This window comes from Cytobacillus sp. FSL K6-0129 (assembly GCF_038007625.1).
In the GTDB taxonomy this organism is placed as follows: Bacteria; Bacillota; Bacilli; order Bacillales; family Cytobacillaceae; genus Cytobacillus; species Cytobacillus kochii.
On sequence record NZ_JBBOXM010000001.1, the window covers coordinates 198,907 to 222,177 of the forward strand.

Sequence of the window (23,271 nt, forward strand, 5' to 3'; positions counted from 1 at the left end):
TAAACAAATGGTTTTTAAAAGCTTTCTGTTTATGTAAAATACATTCTTTCTCATAATAGCATAGCATTTTTTAGGACGAGACTGAATAAGCTTTCATGAGAGCCTTAAAAATAGGACAGCTCTCCATCGAGATAGTAGGGGAAGCAGGACGGTTCGCATGTAGAAGATGCGAATTCTCTTAAAATGAAAAGGAGGAAGTGTGATGTCCGAATGAAATACCATGAGATGGAAGCGAGAGAGGTTGAAGACACGTTAAACACAAATAGGCATGAAGGCATGTCTGAAGAAGATGCGCAAAAAAGATTGGAGCAATTTGGATATAACGAATTAGCAGAAGGAGAAAAGCAATCCGCTTTACTCTTATTTTTTAGTCAATTCAAAGACTTTATGACTTTAATTCTATTAGTAGCCACATTGATATCTGGGCTACTGGGTGAATATATTGATGCAATCGCCATTATTGCGATTGTGCTTATCAACGGAGTATTAGGTTTTTTTCAGGAACGAAAAGCAGAGAAGTCATTAAGTGCGCTAAAAGAATTATCCACACCTCATGCAACAGTATTACGTGATGGAGAATGGAAGAAAATCCCCTCAAAAGAAGTCGTTGTTGGTGACTTATTGAAGTTCTCCTCCGGTGATAGAATTGGGGCGGATATCCGCTTAATCGAGTGCAATAACTTAGAAATAGAAGAATCGGCCTTAACAGGTGAATCATTACCGGTGCAAAAAACAGTCGCAGCAATTAAGCAAGATAACCCCGGAATCGGCGATATGGAAAATATGGGATTTATGGGTACGATCGTAACGAAGGGTAGCGGAGTGGGGGTTGTCATTGGCACAGGAATGAAAACAGCGATGGGACAAATCGCTGATATGATTCAAAGTGCGGAAACGATGACAACACCGCTGCAAAGAAGGTTGGAACAATTAGGGAAAATTCTCATTGTTGTCGCACTATTCTTAACGGTTCTTGTCGTAGGTATCGGTGTGCTACAAGGACAAGAATTATATACGATGTTCTTAACAGGGGTATCGTTAGCTGTAGCAGCTATACCAGAGGGATTACCGGCGATAGTCACTGTGGCCTTATCGCTAGGAGTCCAACGCATGATTAAACAAAAGGCGATTGTCAGAAAGCTCCCAGCAGTAGAAACATTAGGCTGTGCTTCTGTCATATGCTCCGATAAAACGGGAACCCTGACTCAGAACAAAATGACTGTCACCCATTTATGGAGTGGTGGGAACACATGGCAAGTAGATGGCATTGGCTATACACCAAAAGGAGATTTTTATCGCAGTGAAAAACGTATAGATCCGAAAAATGAAAAAACATTACAACAATTATTGATGTTTGGTATGCTTTGTAATCATGCTGAAATTCATAAGAAAAATAAAGAATTTGTCATTGACGGTGATCCAACAGAAGGTGCATTGTTAGTCGCTGGGATGAAAGCAGGATATAGTCGCCCCTCTTTATTAAATCAATATGAAATTCTCGAGGAATTTCCTTTTGATTCAACTAGAAAAATGATGAGTATTGTGTTAAGGGATGCCAGTGGCAGAAGATTTGTTGTCTGTAAAGGAGCACCGGATGTGTTGGCGCAGAACTGTGAGAGTATCCTGTGGGAAAATCGTAAGCAAGCAATGACCCAAGAGATGCATAGATCAGTTAATGAGGCAATTCACGGTTTAGCCTCCCAAGCACTAAGAACAATTGCAATAGGATATAAGGAATTGACTAATGAGGGCAGAATAACATCAGAAAAAGATGCAGAAAATCGATTGACGTTTATAGGTTTACAAGGAATGATTGATCCACCAAGGACAGAGGTACGAGCTGCGGTTAAAGAATGTAAAGAAGCAGGAATTAAGACAGTGATGATTACAGGCGATCATATTACAACTGCTCAAGCAATTGCTAAACAATTAGGTATTCTTAATAAGTCAACAAAAGTAATGGAAGGAAAAACATTAGCTACATTGAGTACAGAAGAGTTAGAAGATGTAGTGGATGATGTATCTGTGTTTGCGCGCGTATCACCGGAACATAAACTAAAGATTGTTAAAGCTCTGCAAAATCGCGGTCATATTGTAGCTATGACAGGGGACGGAATCAATGATGCGCCAGCTATCAAAGCTGCCGATATTGGCATTGCGATGGGCATTACTGGTACGGATGTAGCAAAAGAAGCATCTTCTCTTATTTTACTTGATGACAACTTTGCAACCATTAAATCAGCAATAAAAGAAGGGCGAAATATTTACGATAATATTAGAAAGTTTGTAAGGTATTTACTTGCATCTAATGTTGGCGAAATACTGGTTATGCTATTTGCAATGATTTTAGCGCTACCTCTGCCGCTAGTACCTATACAAATACTTTGGGTGAATTTAGTAACAGATGGCCTGCCGGCGATGGCGTTAGGTTTAGACCGACCAGAAGGTAATGTCATGAAGCGAGAGCCGCGAAATCCTAAAGAAGGCATTTTTTCAAGAGGGCTTGGCTGGAAGGTTATTTCAAGAGGTTTTTTAATTGGTGGAGTAACCTTACTTGCGTTTATGCTCACATATAAAGGCGATCCTAGTGAGCTCGCATATGCGCAAACCGTCGCTTTTGCGACATTAGTCCTTGCTCAATTAATTCATGTGTTTGATTGTCGAAGTGAAAAATCAGTTTTTGCTCGAAATCCATTCGGTAATATGTATCTTGTCTGGGCGGTTATTTCTTCGGTTTTACTTATGCTGATTGTTTTATATTGGCCGCCATTGCAACAAATTTTCCACACAGTACCAATCGCTGGTCGTGATTGGTTAATGATTGTTGGCTTATCAGCTGTCCCAACATTTTTGCTTGGCTTCACATATTTGGCAAGAAAATCGAAGTGAAATATGGTATAATCCTTTAGGTAGTAGAGTGAAACTCTATTACCTTTTGGTTTTTTAAAGAAAACTACATAATATATGAGTGTAAGAAAAGGTATGGTTAGTGCCAAATTTGTATAAGAAAGTTGTAGGTACTTCCCGCAAACGGCGAAAGGAAGTGTGGTTAAACGATGGTAGCGAGTATGACAGGGTATGGACAGGGTAAAAGGCAAACTGACACCTTCTCTATCACGATTGAAGTAAAAACGGTTAATCATCGTTTTACAGAATATTTCCTGCGCATTCCAAAGCAATTTCTCAAGCTGGAAGATAAAATAAAAAAAACGCTTAATCAATATATTAAGCGTGGTAGAATAGAAGTCTATGCAACCATAGAACAAACGGGATCGAAACAAAAGAAGATACGTGTGGATTGGGATTTGTTAGACGAATTTTATCGTTCAATGACAGAAGTGAAAGAAAAATATAAGTTAAGTAGTGAGCCTGGGCTAAAAGATTTACTTAATGAAGATGTGTTTGCTATTGTGGAAGTGGATGAAGAAGACGAATGGCTAGATGAGCTGATTCTTGAAGCGACAAATGAAGCTGGTAAAGAGCTGCAAATGATGCGGTTAGCTGAAGGTAAGGAGCTAGAGAAGGATCTTTTTAAACAGCTCGGTTTACTAACTGAATGTCTTAACCGCTTATATGACCTAGCCCCTAACGTGGTAAAGCAATACGAAGACCGTTTGCGAAAGCGAATGGAAGAATATGCTGATGGTCATATTGATGAATCAAGAATTATTACAGAGGTGGCAATTTTTGCAGATAAGGCCGATATCAATGAAGAATTGACACGACTCGCATCACATCGTAATCAATTTCAATTGACCCTTTCCTTGGAAGATGCAATTGGCAGGAAGCTTGATTTCATGATTCAAGAGATGAATCGCGAAGTCAATACAATCGGTTCAAAAGCGAATGATTCTACCATTGCTGGAGAAGTAGTTGAGATGAAAGGTCTATTAGAAAAGATGAAAGAACAAGTACAAAATATTGAATAAAGCGGTTTAGAAACGCGTGATAAAGGTCAAAATAGTTAACTGATGACGGGGGGACGCATATGTCAATAAAATTAATTAATATTGGCTTCGGAAACATTGTTTCTGCCAATAGAATCATATCAATAGTGAGTCCGGAATCGGCACCAATTAAGAGAATTATTCAGGATGCAAGAGACCGTGGTGTACTGATAGATGCAACATATGGCCGTAGAACGAGAGCAGTCATTGTCATGGATAGTGATCATGTCATTTTATCTGCTGTTCAGCCGGAAACAGTAGCTGCACGACTGAATGACCGCGATGATGTTATCGATGAAGGGTAGGATTTTCTAATGAAGGAAAAAGGTTTATTAATAGTACTCTCAGGTCCATCTGGTGTAGGAAAAGGAACAGTGAGAAAAGAGATTTTCTCGCAGCCTGATACGGCATTTGAATACTCTATTTCTATGACAACAAGAAAACCGAGACAAGGTGAAGTTGATGGAGTAGATTATTTCTTTAAATCTCGTGAAGAATTTGAAACATTAATAGAGCAAGATAAATTATTGGAGTATGCTGAGTTTGTTGGCAACTATTATGGAACCCCTGTTGATTATGTGAAACAAACGTTAAACGAGGGCAAGGATGTATTTTTAGAAATAGAAGTACAAGGTGCAAAGCAAGTGCGTGAGAAGTTTCCTGATGGCTTGTTTATCTTCCTAGTTCCACCTAGTTTATCTGAATTGAAAAATCGTATTGTTACACGAGGCACAGAAACAGAAGATATAATTAATAATCGTTTAAGTGCAGCTAAAGAAGAAATTGAAATGATGAAATTATATGATTATGTTGTAGAAAATGATCAAGTGGAAAACGCTTGTGACAGAATTAATGCGATTGTAGTAGCAGAACATTGCCGTCGCACGCGCGTTGAACCTAGATATTTGAAAATGTTGGAGGCTGAATAATATGTTAAATCCATCAATTGATTCATTGATGACAAAAATTGATTCAAAATACTCTCTTGTGTCTGTGGCTGCTAAAAGAGCACGGAAATTACAAAATAATGAAGAGCAATATCGTTTAGAAAAATATGTATCACATAAAAATGTGGGTAAAGCATTAGAAGAGATTAATGCAAACGAACTATTTTATCGCTTAGGTGATACAACGCATGAAGGGGAAAAAAGGTAAAATACACATATATGAAAAAATAACAACCTGTATGGAGGTTGTTATTTTTGTTCATAGCCGTAATTTTTGTTAAAAACAAGAAGAGATAGATGAAAAAGTGAGCGAAATTATTCATAATAAAAGAAAAATAACCTTTTGAATATTGGGGGTTTGTATAGATGTTGAATGGTAAAAAAATCCTGTTGTGTGTAACCGGCGGTATTGCTGTTTATAAAGCTGTAGCTTTAACAAGTAAGTTAACGCAAGCTGGAGCTTGTGTGAAAGTAATGATGAGCGAGTCAGCTAGACAATTTGTGTCACCATTAACTTTTCAAGTGATGTCACGTAATGAAGTATATTTTGATACCTTCGATGAAAAGGACGCTAGTAAGATTGCTCATATTGATTTAGCAGACTGGGCAGATTTGATATTGATTGCACCAGCAACTGCGAATATTATTGGTAAGCTTGCAAATGGCCTAGCAGATGATATGATTTCTACAACATTGTTAGCACACACATCGCCTGTATGGATTGCACCGGCGATGAATGTCAATATGTACAATCATCCTGCAGTGATAAAAAATATTGATACACTTCATCAGTTTGGTTATCAATTTATTGAACCGAGTGAAGGCTATCTCGCATGTGGTTATGTTGGAAAAGGTAGATTAGAAGAACCGGAAAAGATTGTTGAGCATATGAATCATTTTTTCAATCAAAAGGAACCGTTGTTAAAAGGGAAAAAGTTATTGATCTCAGCAGGGCCGACAAGAGAAAAAATTGATCCTGTTCGTTATTTAACCAATCATTCGAGTGGTAAAATGGGCTATGCGATTGCAGAAGTCGCAGCGAAACTTGGTGCAGATGTGACATTAGTATCAGGTCCTGTCCATATTTCTTCACCTCATGGTGTAAAAGTGATCAATGTTGAAAGTGCGGAAGAAATGTATGAAGAAATGATTACTCGTTTTGCTGATGCTCATATTGTAATAAAAACGGCTGCTGTAGCAGATTATCGGCCTAAATATACTTATGATCAGAAAGTGAAAAAGAATGATGGTGATCAACAGTTGGAATTAGAAAGAACTAAAGATATTTTAATGGCACTTGGTAAAAGAAAAAACAATCAAGTGTTGGTGGGTTTTGCGGCAGAAACAAATAATGTGGATGTATATGCGAGAGGAAAGCTGAAAAAGAAAAATGCTGATATGATTGTAGCCAATGATGTAACAAGTGCGGGTGCCGGATTTGGAACAGATACGAATGTTGTTACTCTCTATAAACGAGATGGGACTAAAACAGATCTCCCGTTGATGTCAAAACATGACGTAGCAGAAAGCATTTTAAAAGAAGCGCTTTATTTATATGAGGATGAGGGGAAATGATTGCTGAGGTCATTGTTGATGTACCGGCTAAGCAAACAGATCGACCTTTTGATTATGTTATTCCGCAATCACTTGAGACGGTCATTCAAATTGGGATGCGAGTCGTTGTCCCATTTGGGCCAAGGAGAATTCAAGGTTTTGTCATTGGGATCAAACCTCAGTCCACGCTTAATAAATTAAAAAAAATCATTGAGCCGTTAGATTTAACACCTGTATTATCTGAATCGCTCATTTCATTAGGAAATTGGCTATCAGAAGAAACTTTAAGTTATCGGATCTCTGCTTATCAAGCGATGTTACCAGCAGCACTTAAAGCAAAATATCAAAAAAAATTACAAGTTTCAACTGAAAACAAACAGTTGTTGCCGCAAACCTTACAAGGCTTTTTTACTAACCAAGATAGCATCCTGTGGGAAGAAGCGAAAGAAACAGGCTATTTATCATTGTTACAGCAAGAAGTAACGAAAGGTCATATTCTAATTATTTATGAAGTGAAAGATAAAATAAAAAAGAAAAAACGCCTAGCCATTAGAAGCGCTCTTTCAACAGAGGAATTAAAGACTTATCAATCGTCTCTTACCCCACGGGCACAAAAACAACATGACGTGATTAATTACTTTATCGAAAATAAAGATTGGATATTCTTAACTGACTTAACGGCAACACTACAAATATCGAATGCCGTTGTAAAAGAACTAGTGAAAAAAGAAGTATTAGAGGAGAGCGAACGTGAAATTTATCGTGATCCTTATGAAAATCGTTATTTTGCACGAACAGAACCATTACTGTTAACATATGAGCAACAAGAAGCCATCGATCCAATCCATGATCGCATCGCAAAATCCCTTCATGAAGTGTTTTTATTGTATGGCGTAACAGGGAGTGGGAAAACAGAAGTTTACTTACAGTCGATACAGAAAGTACTAGAGAGAGGTCAAGAAGCGATTTGTTTAGTGCCAGAGATTTCACTTACCCCACAAATGGTTCATCGTTTCAAAGGAAGATTTGGGAATCAAGTAGCTGTGATGCATAGTGGATTATCTGCTGGTGAGAAGTATGATGAATGGCGAAAAGTTCAGCGGGGAGAAGTGAAAGTCGTTGTTGGAGCGCGGTCAGCTGTATTTGCTCCGTTTGAAAACCTCGGTCTCATCATTATAGATGAGGAACATGAGACAAGTTATAAACAAGAGGAAAACCCAAAATATCATGCAAAAGATGTAGCAATAAAACGAGGGAAGCAAGGGAGTTTCCCCGTTATTTTAGGTAGCGCTACACCTTCACTCGAATCATTTGCTCGTGCTAAAAAAGGTGTATACACTTTGTTAAGTTTGCCGAAGAGGATGAATAATCAAGATTTACCACAGGTGGATATTGTAGATATGCGTGAAGAGCTAAGAAGTGGAAATCGCTCGATGTTTTCTTCCTCCTTATTAGAAAAGCTCCAATTACGTCTAGAAAAAAAAGAGCAGACAGTCCTTTTCTTAAATAAACGTGGATACTCTTCTTTTGTCATGTGTCGTGATTGTGGTTATGTTGTTAATTGTCCGAACTGTGATATTTCATTAACTTATCATCGCCACCAGCAGCAAATGAAATGTCATTATTGTGGATATGAGGATCATGTCCCCTCTGTTTGTCCAGAATGCCAGAGTGATCATATTCGTTATTTTGGCACAGGGACACAAAAGGTAGAAGAAGAACTCCATAAAGTATTGCCTGAAGCGAGAGTTATTCGTATGGATGTGGATACAACGAATAAAAAAGGCTCTCATGAGCGACTGCTTAATGAGTTCCAAAAAGGCCATGCAGATATTCTACTTGGGACCCAAATGATTGCCAAAGGACTCGATTTTCCAAATATAACGCTTGTCGGTGTATTATCAGCTGATACAATGCTTCATTTGCCAGATTTTCGTTCATCAGAAAAAACGTTTCAGTTATTGACGCAAGTGAGTGGAAGAGCAGGGCGTCATCAATTACCAGGAGAAGTGGTCATTCAAACATACAGTCCTGAACATTATAGTATTGAGTTAGCAGCTGAACAAAATTACGACCAGTTTTACGAGCGCGAAATGATGATTAGAAAAGGCTTAAAGTACCCACCTTTTTATTTTATTACGCTTATTACGGTCAGTCACGAGCAATTGATGAAAGCGTTAGATGTCACAGAAAAAATTACCACATTTCTGACTAGTCGCTTAACTAAAAGCGCCATCTGTCTTGGTCCGGTTGCATCACCTATTCCACGAATCAACAATAGATATCGCTACCAATGTTTGATAAAATACAAACGGGAGCCAGAGTTAAATCAATCATTAAAAAAGATATTAGATCAGTATCAGCAAGAAGTGACTTCAACTTCCTTGAAAATATCTGTGGATGTTAATCCATTTATTCTGATGTAAAGAAAAATAACTAAAAAAGGTTATAGATAGAGAAAATCGTCGAGAATGGTAATAATTTTAGTCTAGCTATGGCTGCCTGTTGAATGAGAAGATGTTATGGAGGATTTATATTTTGAGTGTTAAACAAATAGTGATGTACCCTAATACAATTTTAGAAGAAAAATGTACACCGGTAACGGTTTTTGATAAAAAATTAGTAAGGCTATTAAATGATATGTATGATACAATGATTGAATTTGATGGTGTAGGACTAGCTGCTCCTCAAATAGGTCTCAATAAGAGAATAGCGATTGTAGATATTGAAGATGAACATGGCACGATTGAGATGATAAATCCCGAAGTAATCGAAACATCAGGTGAACAAACAGATCCAGAAGGCTGTTTGAGCTTTCCCGGTATTTATGGTGATGTCACACGACCGTCATTTGTGAAAATAAAAGCATTCAATCGAAAGGGAAAGCCATATGAGTTCGCAGCAGAAGGTTTTCTTGCTAGAGCCATTTTACATGAGATTGATCATTTGGATGGAATCCTATTCACCACTAAAGTTAGCAGATATATAGAGGCAGAAGAGTTAGAGAGGTTGGATGAAGAATGACGAAAATTGTATTTATGGGAACACCGGATTTTTCAGTTCCGGTATTACGAAGTGTTATTCAAGCAGGTTATGAAGTCATTGCAGTTGTTACACAACCTGACCGGCCAGTGGGAAGGAAAAAGGTGTTAACTCCACCACCAGTAAAGGTGGAAGCACAAAAACATGGTATTCCAGTGCTACAGCCTGAGAAAGTTAAAAATAAAGAGGACTTGCAAGCTGTTTTAAATCTAGAGCCTGAACTTATTATCACGGCTGCATTCGGACAAATACTCCCTAAGCAATTGTTAGATGCACCTAAATATGGTTGCATTAACGTACATGCTTCATTATTGCCAGAATTAAGAGGTGGAGCACCGATTCATTACAGCATCATCCAAGGGAAAGAAAAGACTGGTATTACAATTATGTATATGGCTGAAAAATTGGATGCAGGCGATATTTTAACACAGGTAGAAGTCGAAATCGCTAAGGATGATACTGTTGGTAGCTTACATGATAAATTAAGTGAAGCTGGTAGCAAACTATTGCTAGAAACATTACCACCATTATTAAAAGGTGATTTGCTTCCGAAACAACAAGATGAAAATTTAGCAACATTTGCATACAATATTAAGCGTGAAGAAGAAAAAATTCAGTGGAGTAAACCAGCATTAGAAATTTATAACCATATTAGAGGGATGAGTCCTTGGCCAGTTGCTTATACGACTTTGTCTGATGCAGTTATGAAAGTGTGGGCTTCTGTGATCATTGAATCAAAATCAAATCAAGTGCCTGGAACGATTGTCGGATTAGAAGAGGATGGCATCAATGTCTCCACCGGCGATGGTCAGATATTGAAGCTAACGGAGATTCAGCCATCAGGTAAAAAACGCATGAAAGCGAAAGATTACCTGCGCGGCGCAGGTGCCCATCTTCAAGTTGGCATGAAGTTAGGGGACAATCGATGAAAAAACAAAGAAAGAAAAATGTAAGAGAAGTCGCGATGGATTTGTTAGATGCAATTGAAAAGAACCAATCGTATAGTAATCTCCTGTTAAACCATGCTATTAATCAAAATCATTTAGAACAAAAAGATATTGGTTTGCTGACAGAACTGGTTTATGGGACGTTACAACGTAAAATGACATTAGATTATTATTTACAGCCCTATATAAAAAAACCAAACAAAGTGGAGTCTTGGGTAAAGCAATTACTAAGGATCACGGTTTACCAAATGGTTCACTTAAATAAAATTCCTGATCACGCGGCATTAAATGAAGCCGTAGAAATAGCAAAAAATAAAGGCCATAAAGGCATTGCTTCATTTGTGAATGGGATATTACGAAATGTACAAAGAACTGGGATTAGACAAGTGGAAGAGATCAAAGATCCTATTCAAAGAATTTCAATAGCAACAAGTCACCCAGAATGGCTCGTTGCTAGATGGGTGGATCAATTTGGGATAGAAACAACGGAGGAAATGTGTAAGCTTAATTTACAAGCTCCGACTCAAACAGCGCGTGTAAATATTACGAAGGCTACGACAGAAGAAGTGATTACATTATTAGAAGAGGAAGGATATGCCGTGAAACGGAGTGAATGGGTTTCAGAAGCCATTCATGCTCTTCGAGGAAATCTTGCCAAGTCTACAGCATTCAAAAATGGACTTATCACAATACAAGATGAAAGTTCAATGTTAGCTTGCTTGGCCCTAAATCCTCAAAAGAATGAAAAGATCCTTGATGCTTGTGCAGCTCCAGGTGGGAAAACGTCTCATATAGCTGAAGCGATGTCGGGGAGTGGAGAGGTTATAGCGATAGATCTCCATGAGCATAAAGTTAAGCTTATTGCACAAACAGCAGACAGATTAGGATTAGAGAATATTGATACTCTTGCTCTCGATAGTAGACAAGTTCAAGATCATTTCCCGCAAGAGTCGTTTGATCGTATTTTGCTAGACGCGCCGTGCTCAGGTTTAGGTGTGATGCGTAGAAAACCTGATATGAAATACACAAAAAAAGAAGATGATTTATCACGCCTGCAGTCCATTCAATTGGATTTATTAAATGCCATCACCCCATTATTAAAAAAAGGTGGTATGCTAGTGTATAGTACATGCACTGTTGATGAATCTGAAAACCATCAAGTCATTTCACGTTTTTTAAGTGACCATAAAGAATTTGTTGGAGACTCAACACTTAAGGCAAGGCTACCACAAGCGTTACAAACGTTTGTGAATGATTTTGAAATACAAGTATTACCGCAATATATTGGTTCAGATGGGTTTTATATCGCTTGTCTGAGAAAGAAGGTGTAATCACATGGAAAGAAGTGCAACAAAGAAAAATACAGAAACGAATCATCAACCATCCATTTATTCATTACAATTAGACGAACTAAAGGACTGGTTAAAAGAAAATAATGAAAAAGCATTCCGCGCAAGTCAAATTTTTGATTGGTTATATACAAAAAGAGTAACAAACTTCGATGATATGACAAATTTATCAAAAAGTTTGCGAGAAAAGCTCGATGCTTCATTTACTTTAACAACATTAAAAACGATTATTCAGCAACAATCTACTGATGGCACGATTAAATTTTTATTTGAGTTACACGATGGCTATTCAATTGAGACGGTTTTAATGCGTCATGAATACGGTAATTCTGTTTGTGTTACAACACAGGTAGGGTGTCGTATTGGTTGTACATTTTGTGCCTCGACTTTAGGAGGATTAAAACGTCATCTAGAAGCAGGAGAAATCGTTGCTCAAGTCGTAAAAGTACAACAAGCGTTAGATGAAACAGATGAAAGAGTAAGTTCTGTTGTCATTATGGGTATTGGGGAACCGTTTGATAATTATGATCAAATGATGTCTTTCTTGAAAATTATTAATCATGATGATGGCTTGAATATTGGTGCTAGACATATCACTGTATCTACAAGCGGAATTATCCCGAAAATCTATAAATTTGCTGATGAAAATATGCAAATCAATTTTGCTGTCAGCTTGCATGCCCCTAATAATGATATAAGAGGAAGATTAATGCCAATCAACCGCGCTTATAAATTGCCCGATTTAATGGAAGCTATTCATTATTATGTGAACAAGACAGGTAGACGTGTAAGTTTTGAATATGGTTTATTTGGAGGAGTCAATGATCAAGTAGAGCATGCAGAAGAGCTTGCTGATCTCGTTAAAGGATTGAAGTGTCATATTAACTTAATCCCAGTCAATTACGTACCTGAGAGAGACTATGTAAGAACTCCTAGAGAGCAGATTTTTCAATTTGAAAAGGCTTTGAAAAATCGTGGGGTTAATGTGACCATCCGTAGAGAACAAGGTCATGATATTGATGCAGCATGTGGACAACTTCGTGCAAAGGAGAGAAAAGAAGAAACGAGGTGACAGTATGAAGGCTGTTTTTATGACTGATGTAGGGAAACTTCGTCAGCGAAATGAAGATAATGGTGGCATTTTTACAAACGCCAGTGGTGATCGCTTAGCTATTGTAGCTGATGGTATGGGCGGTCACCGAGCTGGTGATGTAGCTAGTGAAATGGCCAAGGAAAAGCTAAAATCTATGTGGCTGCTTGCACCAAAGATTGAAACCGCGGACCAAGCAGAAAAGTGGTTGCATGACCATATTAATGAAACCAATAAGGCTATATATGCTCACAGTAAAGAAGTAACTGAATGTGAAGGTATGGGTACGACCGTTGTTGCTGCTATTTGTACTAGTCGATTTGCTACGATTGTAAACGTAGGTGATAGCCGGTGTTATATTAGAAATGAAGCGGGTTTTCAGCAGCTAACTGACGACCATTCCCTTGTTAATGAACTGCTTCGGTCAGGGCAAATTACAAAAGAGGATGCTGAAAATCATCCGATGAAAAATTTAGTGTTACGTGTGCTCGGTACGGAAGAAGATGTAAACCAAGATATTAAAACAATTATTTTTGAGGAAGATGATAGACTATTGCTATGCTCTGATGGTTTGTCAAACAAAGTTTCAGAACAAGAGATGGAATCGATTATAAATGGAAATGACTCATTAGAGGAGAAAGCTACTGAGTTGATTAAAAGAGCAAATGAAAATGGAGGGGAAGATAATATTACCCTCGTAATCATCGAGTATGCAGATGATTGTGAGAGAGGGTGATAAACGTTGATGATTGGTAAGCGTATAAACGGCCGTTATAAAATTTTGGAAATGGTCGGTGGAGGCGGCATGGCCAACGTTTATTTAGCTCATGATATGATTCTAGATCGAAACGTGGCATTAAAGATGTTGCGTCTAGACTTCGCTGAAGATGATGAGTTTATTAAACGATTTCACCGTGAAGCTCAATCAGCTACAAGCCTAACTCACCAAAATATTGTGACGATTTATGATGTTGGAGAAGAAGATACCCTATATTACATCGTCATGGAATATGTTGACGGTCAAACATTAAAACAATACATACAAAAAAACGGGCCTGTCCCTTTGGAAACAGCGATTGATATTATGAAACAGCTGACATCAGCTATTTCTCACGCCCATCAAAACCAGATTATTCATCGTGATATTAAACCACATAATATCTTAATTGATCATGAAGGCAAGATAAAAATTACTGATTTTGGAATTGCAATGGCTCTAAGTGCAACTAGCATTACCCAGACGAATTCCGTATTAGGGTCGGTTCATTATTTATCACCAGAACAAGCAAGAGGCGGTATGGCAAACCGTAAATCAGATATATATTCATTAGGGATTGTCATGTTTGAGCTGTTAACTGGAAGATTACCGTTTTCAGGAGAATCAGCTGTTTCTATTGCATTGAAACACTTGCAATCAGAAACGCCTTCCTTAAGAAGATGGAACCCAGATATACCACAAAGTGTTGAAAATATCGTATTGAAGGCAACAGCAAAGGACCCTTTCCATCGCTATAATAGTGCCGATGAAATGGAAGAAGACCTCTCTACATCTTTGAACGAAGAGAGGATGAACGAAAGAAAGTTTACTGTACCTGATGACGATGATGCTACAAAAGCAATTCCGATCATTACTGCAGATAAAATGTACCATCCTACTGACGAAACGATTATTCATAAAATTGAAGAAAAAAATGAAGATAGTCCTGTACCTATTGTAAAAAAGGAAAGTCCAAAAAAAGAAAAAGAAGATACGAAAAAGAAGAAAAAACGAAAAAAAGGTCCAATGATCCTTATATCTACTTTTGTTCTATTAGTTGTGCTATTTGTTCTTTCCGTCACTGTTTTACCTGAGATGCTTTCACCTGATGATGTTACTGTACCAGATGTATCAAATATGAGCGTTGATGACGCGAAAACATTGTTACAAGAAGAAGGATTTACGATTGGTGAAGAAATCGAACAAAACAATGATGAAGTGAAAGCAGGGGAAGTTATAAGAACCGAACCGAGAGCAGGGAGGACACAGAAAGAAGGAACAGCAGTAAATATTTATGAAAGTATCGGTAAAGAACGCTATTCAATGGAGGATTTTACTGGTCGCCCATATAGTGATATAGAAGAGTTACTAAAAGAAGAGGGTTTCCAATCTATCCAATCAGAAGAAGAATTTAGTGAGGAAGCAAAGGGAACAATTCTAGAACAGAATATTGATCCCGGAGAAGAAGTGATTCCCCAAGAAGAAGAGCTCATCTTTGTCGTCAGCAAAGGGGAGGAACCGATAGAATTAAAAGATTTAACCGGTTATAATGATAAGGCCCTAGCAGAATACGAAGCATCTAGTGGATTAACAATTGAAGTAGCTGGAGAAGAGCATCATGCTGAGATTGCTCAAGGTGAGGTCATTCGGCAGGAACCTGGAGCTGGAGCATCTTTAAATGACGGGGACACAGTAAAAGTTTATCTATCAAGTGGGCCGGAACAAGTTCCTGTAGAAGTGAAAAGAGAAGTGAATGTACCGTATAAGCCAAATCCTGATAATGTCGGACAACCTCAAGAAGTACAAATCTTTATAGAAGATATGGACAACAATATTGATGAGCCATTTAATACGATTCATATTACTGAAGATCGAGTTATTTCCTTTTCACTGCAAATACAACCAGGAGAAACCGCTTCTTACCAAATTATGAGGGATGGACAAATGATTATTCAAGAAAATGTTCCGTATGAACAGTGATGTAGGAGGACTACTATGCCAGAAGGCAAAATCATAAAAGCTTTAAGTGGCTTTTATTATGTTTTGAACAAGGATAAAGAAATCATCCAATGTCGTGGACGTGGTGTCTTTCGTAAAAATAAAATAACTCCATTAGTCGGAGATGAAGTACACTATCAAGCAGAAAATGATAAAGAAGGGTATATTTTAGAAGTGAAAAAGCGTAAAAATGAACTTATTCGCCCACCTATAGCGAATGTAGATCAAGCTTTTCTCATTTTCTCAAGTGTTGAACCTACCTTTAGTACAGCGTTATTAGATCGTTTTCTTGTCCTGGTAGAATCGAATCATATTACGCCTATTATTTGTATCACTAAGATGGATTTGGCAAGTAAAGAGGAACAAGAAACACTAGCTGTATATGCTGATAACTATCGAAAAGCAGGCTATAAAGTTGTTTTGACTTCGTCCGAAACGGCGGAAGGGATTGAGGATCTTTATCCTTTCATTACGGGAGAAATATCCGTATTTGCTGGTCAATCAGGTGTTGGTAAATCTTCACTTTTAAATGTATTACGTCCTGATTTGCAATTAAAAACAGACGATATATCCTCTCATTTAGGGAGAGGAAAACATACAACAAGACATGTGGAGCTCATTGAGATTAATGGTGGACTTGTTGCTGATACACCGGGTTTTAGCTCTTTAGAGTTTACTGAAATTGAGCAAGAGGACTTACAAAATTATTTCCCTGACATCCAAGAACTAAGCAGCTCATGTAAATTCAGAGGTTGCATGCATTTGAAGGAACCTAAATGTGCAGTTAAACAAGCTATAGAATCCGGAGATTTGCCACGTTATCGCTATGAGCATTATATTACTTTTATAGACGAAATAAGAGACAGAAAGCCGAGGTATTAACGCATGGTAAAAATTGCACCATCGATTTTATCTGCAGATTTTTCTAAATTAGGAGAAGAAATTCTTGATGTCGAACGTGGGGGAGCGGATTATATTCATGTAGATGTGATGGATGGTCACTTTGTTCCTAACATTACGATTGGTCCGTTAATTGTTGAAGCCATTAGACCGATAACGAACCTACCATTAGATGTTCATCTTATGATAGAAAACCCTGATCAATATATTCCAAGCTTCGCCTCAGCAGGAGCAGATATTATTACTGTTCATGCTGAGGCGTGTAAACACCTTCATCGTACAATACATCTCATTAAGTCCTTGGGTGTTAAAGCAGGAGTTGTGATTAACCCAGCGACACCTGTCGAAGCGATTAAGCATGTGATAACTGATGTTGATATGGTGTTATTGATGACTGTGAACCCTGGCTTTGGTGGACAATCATTCATTGAAAATGTTTTACCTAAAATTGCTGAAGTAAAAGAATGGAGTAAAACATCTAACCCCTCTCTCGAAATCGAAGTGGATGGTGGGGTAAATGAGGAGACTGCAAAAAAATGCATTGCTGCAGGAGCGAATGTTTTAGTAGCAGGCTCTGCCGTTTATAATAAACAAGACCGTAAAGAAGCAATCGCTAGACTGCGGAATTGACCTGAAAAAGCTGATTTTAAGATTATACTTAGAGTCAGCTTTTCTTATGTTTCTTGCATTTTACGATAGTTAACAATTAAAAGAATAAATAGTTCATAACCTAAAAGGATAGGAAAAGTGGAGGGCGTAGAGATGAAAATCAATATATTAGCAGGGGGACCACAACAGTATCTACCCAATCTCAATGACTATTGTTTTGATGAAGTATTATGGATAGGTGTTGACCGTGGCGCCTATACATTAATTAAAAAGGGAATCGCAATTGATTATGCATTTGGAGATTTTGATTCAGTTGATGAAAGTCAGTACAGTATGATTAAGCAGCATGTTCCTCATCTACAAAGGGTAAAACCGGAAAAGGATGAAACGGATATGGAACTAGCACTTTTATGGGCGATCGAACAAAAGCCAGAAGAAATTACGGTATTTGGAGCCACAGGTGGGAGATTAGATCATTTTTTTGCTAATACTCAACTGTTAATTCAACCACTTCTAAATGACATTCTAGTACCTATTCGTTTAGTTGATAAACAAAATCAAATTATGGTTAAAAAGAGCGGCCATTATCAAATTGCTAAGGAATCATCTTATCCATATATATCTTTTATTCCGGTAACAGAAAACGTGAGGAACTTGACATTAACGGGATTCAAGTACCCATTAACTAATCACTTCGTACCTTTAGGGTCAACTCTTTGTATAAGTAATGAACTTATTGATGATAATGGTACTTTTTCTTTTAATAAAGGCATATTAATGGTGATAAGAAGTAAGGATGAAAAATAACTAATATTGATTCCTTTGTTCTAATATGAATAAAAAGAAGTAGTGCGTACGTTTATTACTTAAGGTGTGAGACTTTGAGGAGGGACTTAAATGAGATTTTATACAATCAAGCTGCCTAAATTTTTGGGAGGCATTGTGAGGGCGATGCTAGGGACATTTAAAAAGGAGTAAAGAGTACAATCTCTTTTTCTAACGTCTTTAGTGCGAATATTGTATAAAAAAAGAGGGTACCAATACTGGTACCCTCTCATTCATTATACGCGTTCAACTTTACCTGATTTCAAAGCTCTTGCAGAAACCCATACACGTTTAGGTTTACCGTCTACAAGAATGCGTACTTTTTGTAGGTTAGCACCCCAAGTACGTTTGTTAGCATTCATCGCATGAGAACGAGCATTACCTGTTTTTGTTTTCTTTCCAGTAATTACACATTGGCGTGGCATCTATATTCCCTCCTTACTAAAACATGACATCATTATTTTCATGTTTCGATCACAATTGTCAGTTACATCTAACTTAATATGAAAGTAGCTCGCACTAATTTCATACTAAAAAGATACTTTAATAATTTATCATACAAACACCTACAATGCAATAGTTTGCCTCTATTCTATCAAGAAAAAAACCTTGACATATATGCTGTGAAAATACGTTATAATATGAAAGAGGTAAGTATGGCTTTTAAAATGCTTACATGTATAGTAAAATATTCTTTATGAAAAGTGTAGTACATGCGTCTATTCGTTCCATGGCTTCATCAAACAATGATTGTCATTCATTAGATATTCACAATGAAAACGAAGACTAGCTAAGAAGAAGCAGTAATTTACCAGAAGGGGGAACAACAAAATGTCCATCGAACTAAAGAATAACTACGGGCAAATTGATATCTCAAATGACGTAATTGCGACAATTGCAGGAGGAGCAGCAGTCGACTGCTATGGTATTGTTGGCATGGCCTCTAAACATCAAATAAAAGACGGCTTATCTGAAATCCTGCGTAAAGAAAACTTTACTAAAGGTGTCATCGTGCGTCAGGAAGAAGATGAAGTACATATCGACATGTATATTATTGTTAGCTACGGAACGAAAATTTCTGAAGTTGCTCATAATGTGCAATCCAAAGTTAAATACACTTTAGATCAAACAGTCGGTCTAAGTACTGAGTCTGTTAATATTTTTGTTCAAGGTGTTCGTGTAACGAACCCGTAATGAGGAGGAAAATTTCGTGTCAATTAAAGTTTTAGAAGGAAAACAATTTGCGAAAATGATTGTCCAAGGAGCTAATCATTTATCTACAAATGCGAATTATGTAGATGCATTGAATGTTTTCCCTGTTCCAGATGGTGATACTGGGACAAATATGAACTTGTCAATGACTTCTGGTGCAAAGGAAGTTAAAAATATAACAACCAATCATATTGGTAAAGTTGGGGTTGCTCTTTCAAAGGGTCTATTAATGGGCGCTCGTGGTAACTCTGGTGTAATTCTCTCTCAGCTTTTTCGTGGGTTCGCAAAGCATATTGAGCAGAAAGAAAGTGTAAATGGACTTGAATTTGCATCTGCATTTGAAGCGGGTGTAGAAACTGCTTATAAAGCGGTGATGAAACCTGTTGAAGGAACAATATTAACTGTTGCGAAAGATGCTGGAAACAAAGCAGTACAAGTAGCACAAACAGAAGATGATATTGTTCAAATTATGCAAGCAATCGTTAATGAAGCTAAAGCTTCTCTTGAGCGTACACCAGAGCTACTACCAGTGTTAAAAGAAGTAGGGGTAGTTGATAGTGGTGGACAAGGTCTACTTTTTGTATATGAAGGCTTTCTAGCAGAATTAAAAGGAGAAGCATTACCTGACTCCAGTGCATCTCTTCCGAAAATGGAGGAGCTTGTAAGTGCGGAACATCATAAAAGTGTACAGAGCCATATGAATACAGAAGATATTGTATTCGGATACTGTACAGAATTTATGGTTAGATTTGAATCTGAGAAGTTAGCTACGAATCCATTCTCTGAAGACAAATTCCGTCAAGACTTAAGTCAATATGGTGATTCCCTACTTGTGATTGCTGATGAAAACCTTGTGAAGGTTCATATTCATTCTGAACAACCAGGGGATTGCTTATCCTATGGACAAAAGTACGGAAATCTTATTAATATGAAGATCGAGAATATGCGTTTGCAGCACACAAACATTCTTGACGAAGATGAAAAGGCTTCCGCATCACAAAATGATGCTAAAGTTCCCCAAGAAAAACGTGAATACGGAGTGATCACTGTTTCAATGGGAAGCGGAATTGCTGAGGTTTTCCGTAGTATTGGGGCGCATGTAGTAATTGAAGGCGGCCAAACAATGAATCCAAGCACAGAGGATATTGTCAAGGCGATAGAAGAAGTGAATGCAGAAAAAGTAATTATCTTACCAAATAATAAAAATATTATTATGGCTGCTGAACAGGCGTGTGAAGTATCAGAAACCGATGCCATTGTTGTTCCTTCCAAAACGGTTCCTCAAGGAATGAGTGCGCTACTTGCCTTTAATCCATCCGCGGAACTATCAGAGAATAAGGATTATATGTCTGAAGCGTTATCGCATGTGAAAACAGGTCAGATCACTTTCGCAGTCCGTGATACGAGTATCGATGGTCTTGAGATTGAAAAAGGCGACTTTATGGGGATTGAAGAAGGCAAAATAATCGTTAAAGATAAGGATAAGCTTCAATCTGCTAAAAGTTTAATTGACCAGATGATAGATGAAGATTCGGAAATTGTCACAATTATTCAAGGTGAAGATGCCTCAAAAGAAGATGTAGAAGTAATTCTTAACTATATAGAAGAGAAGTATGATGATGTCGAAGTAGAAGTGCACGACGGCAAACAACCATTATATGCATTTATCTTCTCGGTAGAATAAATAGAAGAGAATGACCATGGGTAGCTTCTTTTACACTGCTCCCGTGGTCTTTTTTCATCAAATGACTCACTGCCTTCTCCTACTTACTGCAATTGGAATTTGATATCGATGGTTAGGAGGGTAATTAGAGGTTAGTTATTTAATCATTTGGTTTATGAAACTATGCCTCTGTCTTCGCCTTAGTGCTCGCCAAAAGGGCGAGTTTTCTTTATTTCTCGTAAAGAAAGGCTGTTTTGAAAAGGAGGGTCAAGTATGTTAAGTGACAAAGTAGATCATATAAAGGGGTTGGGTCAATCTGCTGCAGATAATCTGAAAGATATGGGGATCACCACTGTAGGCGACTTGATTGAATACTTGCCTTTTCGTTATGAAGATTATCGTCTAAAAGATTTAAGTGAAATCAAACATGAAGAAAGAATTACAGTTGAGGGGAAAGTCCATTCACAGCCCACACTTAGTTTTTATGGACGTAAACGTTCGCGCTTAACATTTAGAGTTTTAGTCGATCGCTACCTCATACAAGTAATTGCTTTTAATCAACCATATTTAAAAAAACAAATAGAATTAAATGATACAGTTACTATTACGGGAAAGTGGGACCAACATCGCCAAACGATTACACTAGGTAAACTCAGCAAAGGTGAGGTTACGCAAACGAATGCATTTGAACCTGTTTATGCTGTTAAAGGCAAAGTCACAGTGAAGTCTTTACGTCGCTATATTAAGCACGCACTTGATCAATACGGACACGATATAGTAGAAACACTACCTTCAGAATATATTGGGGCATATCGGTTGATGGCGCGTGAAAAAGCGATTCGTACATTACATTATCCTGATACTCCGGAAATGCTAAAGCAAGCAAGAAGAAGGTTAGTATATGAAGAGTTCTTTTATTTCCAATTAAAAATCCAAGCATTACGAAAAATAGAAAGAGAAAGTAGTGCAGGTGTGAACATTGATTATGATCTGAAACGCTTAAAGTCATTTATAGATACACTTCCATTTGAACTGACGGGTGCACAAAAAAGAGTTGTCAATGAAATTCTCTTTGATATGAAATCTAACTATCGTATGAATCGACTGCTTCAAGGTGATGTTGGATCAGGTAAAACAGCAGTTGCTGCTATTATGTTATTCGCTGCTAATAGTGCGGGTTATCAAGGTGCATTAATGGTACCAACAGAGATTTTAGCTGAACAACATGCAGAATCACTGGCTATGATGTTTGCGAATTATCCAATAAGGATTGAAAGATTAACAAGTTCAGTGAAGGGGAAAAAGAGAAGAGAACTACTTGCAGAATTAGAGGCTGGTAACATTGATATTGTTATTGGTACACATGCGCTTATTCAAACGGAAGTTGTTTTTAAAAAATTAGGACTTGTTATTACAGATGAACAACATCGCTTTGGTGTTGAGCAGCGTCGTGTATTAAGACAAAAGGGTGAAAACCCTAACGTGTTATTCATGACTGCGACGCCGATACCGAGAACTTTGGCCATAACCGCATTTGGCGAAATGGATGTATCCATCATTGATGAAATGCCAGCAGGTAGGAAAGTAATAGAAACGTATTGGGCAAAACTAGATATGTTAGAAAGGGTATTAGGCTTTATGGAGAAAGAATTGCGTGGAGGACAGCAAGCTTATGTGATTTGCCCACTCATTGAAGAATCAGAGAAACTTGATGTCCAAAATGCAATTGATGTCCACACTATTCTTATGCAATATTTTCAGGATAGGTATAAAGTTGGTTTAATGCACGGGCGTCTACACCCTGATGAGAAAGAAGATGTGATGAAGAAGTTTAGTGACAATCAGACGCAAGTACTAGTATCTACAACTGTGGTTGAGGTAGGTGTCAATGTACCGAATGCCACAATGATGCTCATCTACGATGCTGATCGTTTTGGGCTAGCTACGCTTCATCAATTAAGAGGAAGAGTTGGTAGAGGAGATAAACAGTCCTATTGTATATTACTAGCTGATCCTAAGTCAGAAGTTGGTAAAGAAAGAATGCGGATTATGACAGAAACGAATGATGGGTTTGTTTTAAGTGAGAAGGATTTAGAGCTACGTGGTCCAGGTGATTTTTTTGGTCGCAAGCAAAGTGGGCTTCCTGAATTCAAGGTAGCTGACATGGTGCATGATTACCGTGCGCTTGAAGTGGCAAGAAATGATGCTACTCAATTAATTCAGACAGATAGCTTTTGGTATGAAAAAAAATATCAAATATTGAGGGATTACTTAAGGGATAATGGTGTGCTTGAAGGTGAGAAGTTAGATTAATAAAAAGGGAATGAAAGGAGATATGCGGACTAGAAGCAGCTATCTATTTGAATAAATAGTTTGAGGTAAACATTGCCTAGATGCTCGCTAGTAAGCTTAAGACTTTAAAAGGTCAATA

21 protein-coding genes are annotated in these 23,271 nt (G+C 37.7%); 20 read left to right on the forward strand and 1 reads right to left on the reverse strand.

Features of this window, described 5'->3' with window-relative positions:
- Nucleotides 1-210: 210 nt before the first annotated feature.
- The 17 genes from MHI57_RS01030 (at nucleotide 211) to spoVM (ending at nucleotide 18,118) form a co-directional block, all read left to right on the forward strand.
- On the forward strand, nucleotides 211-2,889 hold the full coding sequence (locus MHI57_RS01030) for a cation-translocating P-type ATPase (protein ID WP_307314500.1): 2,679 nt from the start codon (nucleotides 211-213) through the stop codon (nucleotides 2,887-2,889).
- A 167-nt stretch (nucleotides 2,890-3,056) separates the two neighbouring features.
- Nucleotides 3,057-3,929, forward strand: a complete 873-nt coding sequence (locus MHI57_RS01035; RefSeq protein WP_224938566.1) for a YicC/YloC family endoribonuclease — start codon at nucleotides 3,057-3,059, stop codon at nucleotides 3,927-3,929.
- 59 nt (nucleotides 3,930-3,988) lie between these two features.
- The gene (gene remA / locus MHI57_RS01040; protein WP_095369581.1) at nucleotides 3,989-4,252 is read left to right on the forward strand and encodes an extracellular matrix/biofilm regulator RemA; all 264 of its coding nucleotides are present in this window, start codon (nucleotides 3,989-3,991) and stop codon (nucleotides 4,250-4,252) included.
- Between the two features lie 9 nt (nucleotides 4,253-4,261).
- Nucleotides 4,262-4,876, forward strand: coding sequence for a guanylate kinase (gene gmk / locus MHI57_RS01045; RefSeq protein WP_095369580.1), 615 nt, complete (start codon nucleotides 4,262-4,264; stop codon nucleotides 4,874-4,876).
- A gap of 1 nt (nucleotide 4,877) precedes the next feature.
- Nucleotides 4,878-5,102 carry a DNA-directed RNA polymerase subunit omega gene (gene rpoZ, locus MHI57_RS01050; RefSeq protein ID WP_095369579.1) on the forward strand — a complete coding sequence of 75 codons (225 nt, stop codon included), beginning with the start codon at nucleotides 4,878-4,880 and terminating at the stop codon, nucleotides 5,100-5,102.
- 158 nt (nucleotides 5,103-5,260) lie between these two features.
- Nucleotides 5,261-6,469, forward strand: a complete 1,209-nt coding sequence (coaBC, locus tag MHI57_RS01055) for a bifunctional phosphopantothenoylcysteine decarboxylase/phosphopantothenate--cysteine ligase CoaBC (protein WP_340974484.1) — start codon at nucleotides 5,261-5,263, stop codon at nucleotides 6,467-6,469.
- Nucleotides 6,466-8,874, forward strand: coding sequence for a primosomal protein N' (gene priA, locus MHI57_RS01060; RefSeq protein WP_340974486.1), 2,409 nt, complete (start codon nucleotides 6,466-6,468; stop codon nucleotides 8,872-8,874). The genes coaBC and priA overlap by 4 nt, the downstream gene beginning before the upstream one ends.
- A gap of 112 nt (nucleotides 8,875-8,986) precedes the next feature.
- Nucleotides 8,987-9,472 (forward strand): peptide deformylase, encoded by a 486-nt coding sequence (gene def, locus MHI57_RS01065; RefSeq protein WP_095369576.1) that lies wholly within the window; start codon nucleotides 8,987-8,989, stop codon nucleotides 9,470-9,472.
- Nucleotides 9,469-10,419 (forward strand): methionyl-tRNA formyltransferase, encoded by a 951-nt coding sequence (gene fmt, locus MHI57_RS01070; protein ID WP_095369575.1) that lies wholly within the window; start codon nucleotides 9,469-9,471, stop codon nucleotides 10,417-10,419. Before def ends, fmt begins: the two co-directional genes overlap by 4 nt.
- Nucleotides 10,416-11,768: a 16S rRNA (cytosine(967)-C(5))-methyltransferase RsmB gene (rsmB, locus tag MHI57_RS01075; RefSeq protein ID WP_095369574.1), complete on the forward strand. Its 1,353-nt coding sequence runs from the start codon at nucleotides 10,416-10,418 to the stop codon at nucleotides 11,766-11,768. Before fmt ends, rsmB begins: the two co-directional genes overlap by 4 nt.
- Nucleotides 11,769-11,772: 4 nt before the next feature.
- Entirely contained in the window at nucleotides 11,773-12,858 is a 1,086-nt protein-coding gene (gene rlmN / locus MHI57_RS01080; protein WP_095369573.1) for a 23S rRNA (adenine(2503)-C(2))-methyltransferase RlmN, read from the forward strand.
- 4 nt (nucleotides 12,859-12,862) lie between these two features.
- Nucleotides 12,863-13,612: a Stp1/IreP family PP2C-type Ser/Thr phosphatase gene (locus tag MHI57_RS01085; RefSeq protein ID WP_095369572.1), complete on the forward strand. Its 750-nt coding sequence runs from the start codon at nucleotides 12,863-12,865 to the stop codon at nucleotides 13,610-13,612.
- 9 nt (nucleotides 13,613-13,621) lie between these two features.
- On the forward strand, nucleotides 13,622-15,613 hold the full coding sequence (gene pknB / locus MHI57_RS01090; protein WP_307314487.1) for a Stk1 family PASTA domain-containing Ser/Thr kinase: 1,992 nt from the start codon (nucleotides 13,622-13,624) through the stop codon (nucleotides 15,611-15,613).
- Nucleotides 15,614-15,628: 15 nt separating this feature from the next.
- Nucleotides 15,629-16,513 carry a ribosome small subunit-dependent GTPase A gene (gene rsgA, locus MHI57_RS01095; RefSeq protein ID WP_095369570.1) on the forward strand — a complete coding sequence of 295 codons (885 nt, stop codon included), beginning with the start codon at nucleotides 15,629-15,631 and terminating at the stop codon, nucleotides 16,511-16,513.
- A 3-nt stretch (nucleotides 16,514-16,516) separates the two neighbouring features.
- Entirely contained in the window at nucleotides 16,517-17,161 is a 645-nt protein-coding gene (gene rpe / locus MHI57_RS01100) for a ribulose-phosphate 3-epimerase (protein WP_224938574.1), read from the forward strand.
- Between the two features lie 132 nt (nucleotides 17,162-17,293).
- Complete coding sequence (locus tag MHI57_RS01105; protein WP_322909222.1) at nucleotides 17,294-17,947, forward strand: thiamine diphosphokinase; 654 nt, start codon at nucleotides 17,294-17,296, stop codon at nucleotides 17,945-17,947.
- A gap of 90 nt (nucleotides 17,948-18,037) precedes the next feature.
- On the forward strand, nucleotides 18,038-18,118 hold the full coding sequence (gene spoVM / locus MHI57_RS01110; RefSeq protein WP_095369568.1) for a stage V sporulation protein SpoVM: 81 nt from the start codon (nucleotides 18,038-18,040) through the stop codon (nucleotides 18,116-18,118).
- A gap of 83 nt (nucleotides 18,119-18,201) precedes the next feature.
- Here the strand turns inward: spoVM and rpmB are convergent, their stop codons facing one another.
- The gene (rpmB, locus tag MHI57_RS01115) at nucleotides 18,202-18,390 is read right to left on the reverse strand and encodes a 50S ribosomal protein L28 (protein ID WP_095369567.1); all 189 of its coding nucleotides are present in this window, start codon (nucleotides 18,388-18,390) and stop codon (nucleotides 18,202-18,204) included.
- A gap of 406 nt (nucleotides 18,391-18,796) precedes the next feature.
- Here rpmB and MHI57_RS01120 point away from each other — a divergent pair, with 406 nt between their 5' ends.
- The 3 genes from MHI57_RS01120 (at nucleotide 18,797) to recG (ending at nucleotide 23,153) form a co-directional block, all read left to right on the forward strand.
- Nucleotides 18,797-19,159, forward strand: coding sequence for an Asp23/Gls24 family envelope stress response protein (locus tag MHI57_RS01120; RefSeq protein ID WP_095369566.1), 363 nt, complete (start codon nucleotides 18,797-18,799; stop codon nucleotides 19,157-19,159).
- Between the two features lie 16 nt (nucleotides 19,160-19,175).
- Nucleotides 19,176-20,861 carry a DAK2 domain-containing protein gene (locus MHI57_RS01125; protein WP_307314475.1) on the forward strand — a complete coding sequence of 562 codons (1,686 nt, stop codon included), beginning with the start codon at nucleotides 19,176-19,178 and terminating at the stop codon, nucleotides 20,859-20,861.
- Nucleotides 20,862-21,113: 252 nt separating this feature from the next.
- Nucleotides 21,114-23,153 carry an ATP-dependent DNA helicase RecG gene (gene recG, locus MHI57_RS01130; protein WP_322909224.1) on the forward strand — a complete coding sequence of 680 codons (2,040 nt, stop codon included), beginning with the start codon at nucleotides 21,114-21,116 and terminating at the stop codon, nucleotides 23,151-23,153.
- Nucleotides 23,154-23,271 lie beyond the last annotated feature (118 nt).

Excerpts from the sequence above, each read along its gene's own strand:
- MHI57_RS01030 (WP_307314500.1), top strand. The coding sequence starts at position 211 with ATGAAATACCATGAGATGGAAGCGAGAGAGGTTGAAGACACGTTAAAC.
- MHI57_RS01035 (WP_224938566.1), top strand. The coding sequence starts at position 3,057 with ATGGTAGCGAGTATGACAGGGTATGGACAGGGTAAAAGGCAAACTGAC.
- remA (WP_095369581.1), top strand. The coding sequence starts at position 3,989 with ATGTCAATAAAATTAATTAATATTGGCTTCGGAAACATTGTTTCTGCC.
- gmk (WP_095369580.1), top strand. The coding sequence starts at position 4,262 with ATGAAGGAAAAAGGTTTATTAATAGTACTCTCAGGTCCATCTGGTGTA.
- rpoZ (WP_095369579.1), top strand. The coding sequence starts at position 4,878 with ATGTTAAATCCATCAATTGATTCATTGATGACAAAAATTGATTCAAAA.
- coaBC (WP_340974484.1), top strand. The coding sequence starts at position 5,261 with ATGTTGAATGGTAAAAAAATCCTGTTGTGTGTAACCGGCGGTATTGCT.
- priA (WP_340974486.1), top strand. The coding sequence starts at position 6,466 with ATGATTGCTGAGGTCATTGTTGATGTACCGGCTAAGCAAACAGATCGA.
- fmt (WP_095369575.1), top strand. The coding sequence starts at position 9,469 with ATGACGAAAATTGTATTTATGGGAACACCGGATTTTTCAGTTCCGGTA.
- rsmB (WP_095369574.1), top strand. The coding sequence starts at position 10,416 with ATGAAAAAACAAAGAAAGAAAAATGTAAGAGAAGTCGCGATGGATTTG.
- rlmN (WP_095369573.1), top strand. The coding sequence starts at position 11,773 with ATGGAAAGAAGTGCAACAAAGAAAAATACAGAAACGAATCATCAACCA.
- MHI57_RS01085 (WP_095369572.1), top strand. The coding sequence starts at position 12,863 with ATGAAGGCTGTTTTTATGACTGATGTAGGGAAACTTCGTCAGCGAAAT.
- pknB (WP_307314487.1), top strand. The coding sequence starts at position 13,622 with ATGATTGGTAAGCGTATAAACGGCCGTTATAAAATTTTGGAAATGGTC.
- rsgA (WP_095369570.1), top strand. The coding sequence starts at position 15,629 with ATGCCAGAAGGCAAAATCATAAAAGCTTTAAGTGGCTTTTATTATGTT.
- rpe (WP_224938574.1), top strand. The coding sequence starts at position 16,517 with ATGGTAAAAATTGCACCATCGATTTTATCTGCAGATTTTTCTAAATTA.
- MHI57_RS01105 (WP_322909222.1), top strand. The coding sequence starts at position 17,294 with ATGAAAATCAATATATTAGCAGGGGGACCACAACAGTATCTACCCAAT.
- spoVM (WP_095369568.1), top strand. The coding sequence starts at position 18,038 with ATGAGATTTTATACAATCAAGCTGCCTAAATTTTTGGGAGGCATTGTG.
- rpmB (WP_095369567.1), bottom strand. The coding sequence starts at position 18,390 with ATGCCACGCCAATGTGTAATTACTGGAAAGAAAACAAAAACAGGTAAT.
- MHI57_RS01120 (WP_095369566.1), top strand. The coding sequence starts at position 18,797 with ATGTCCATCGAACTAAAGAATAACTACGGGCAAATTGATATCTCAAAT.
- recG (WP_322909224.1), top strand. The coding sequence starts at position 21,114 with ATGTTAAGTGACAAAGTAGATCATATAAAGGGGTTGGGTCAATCTGCT.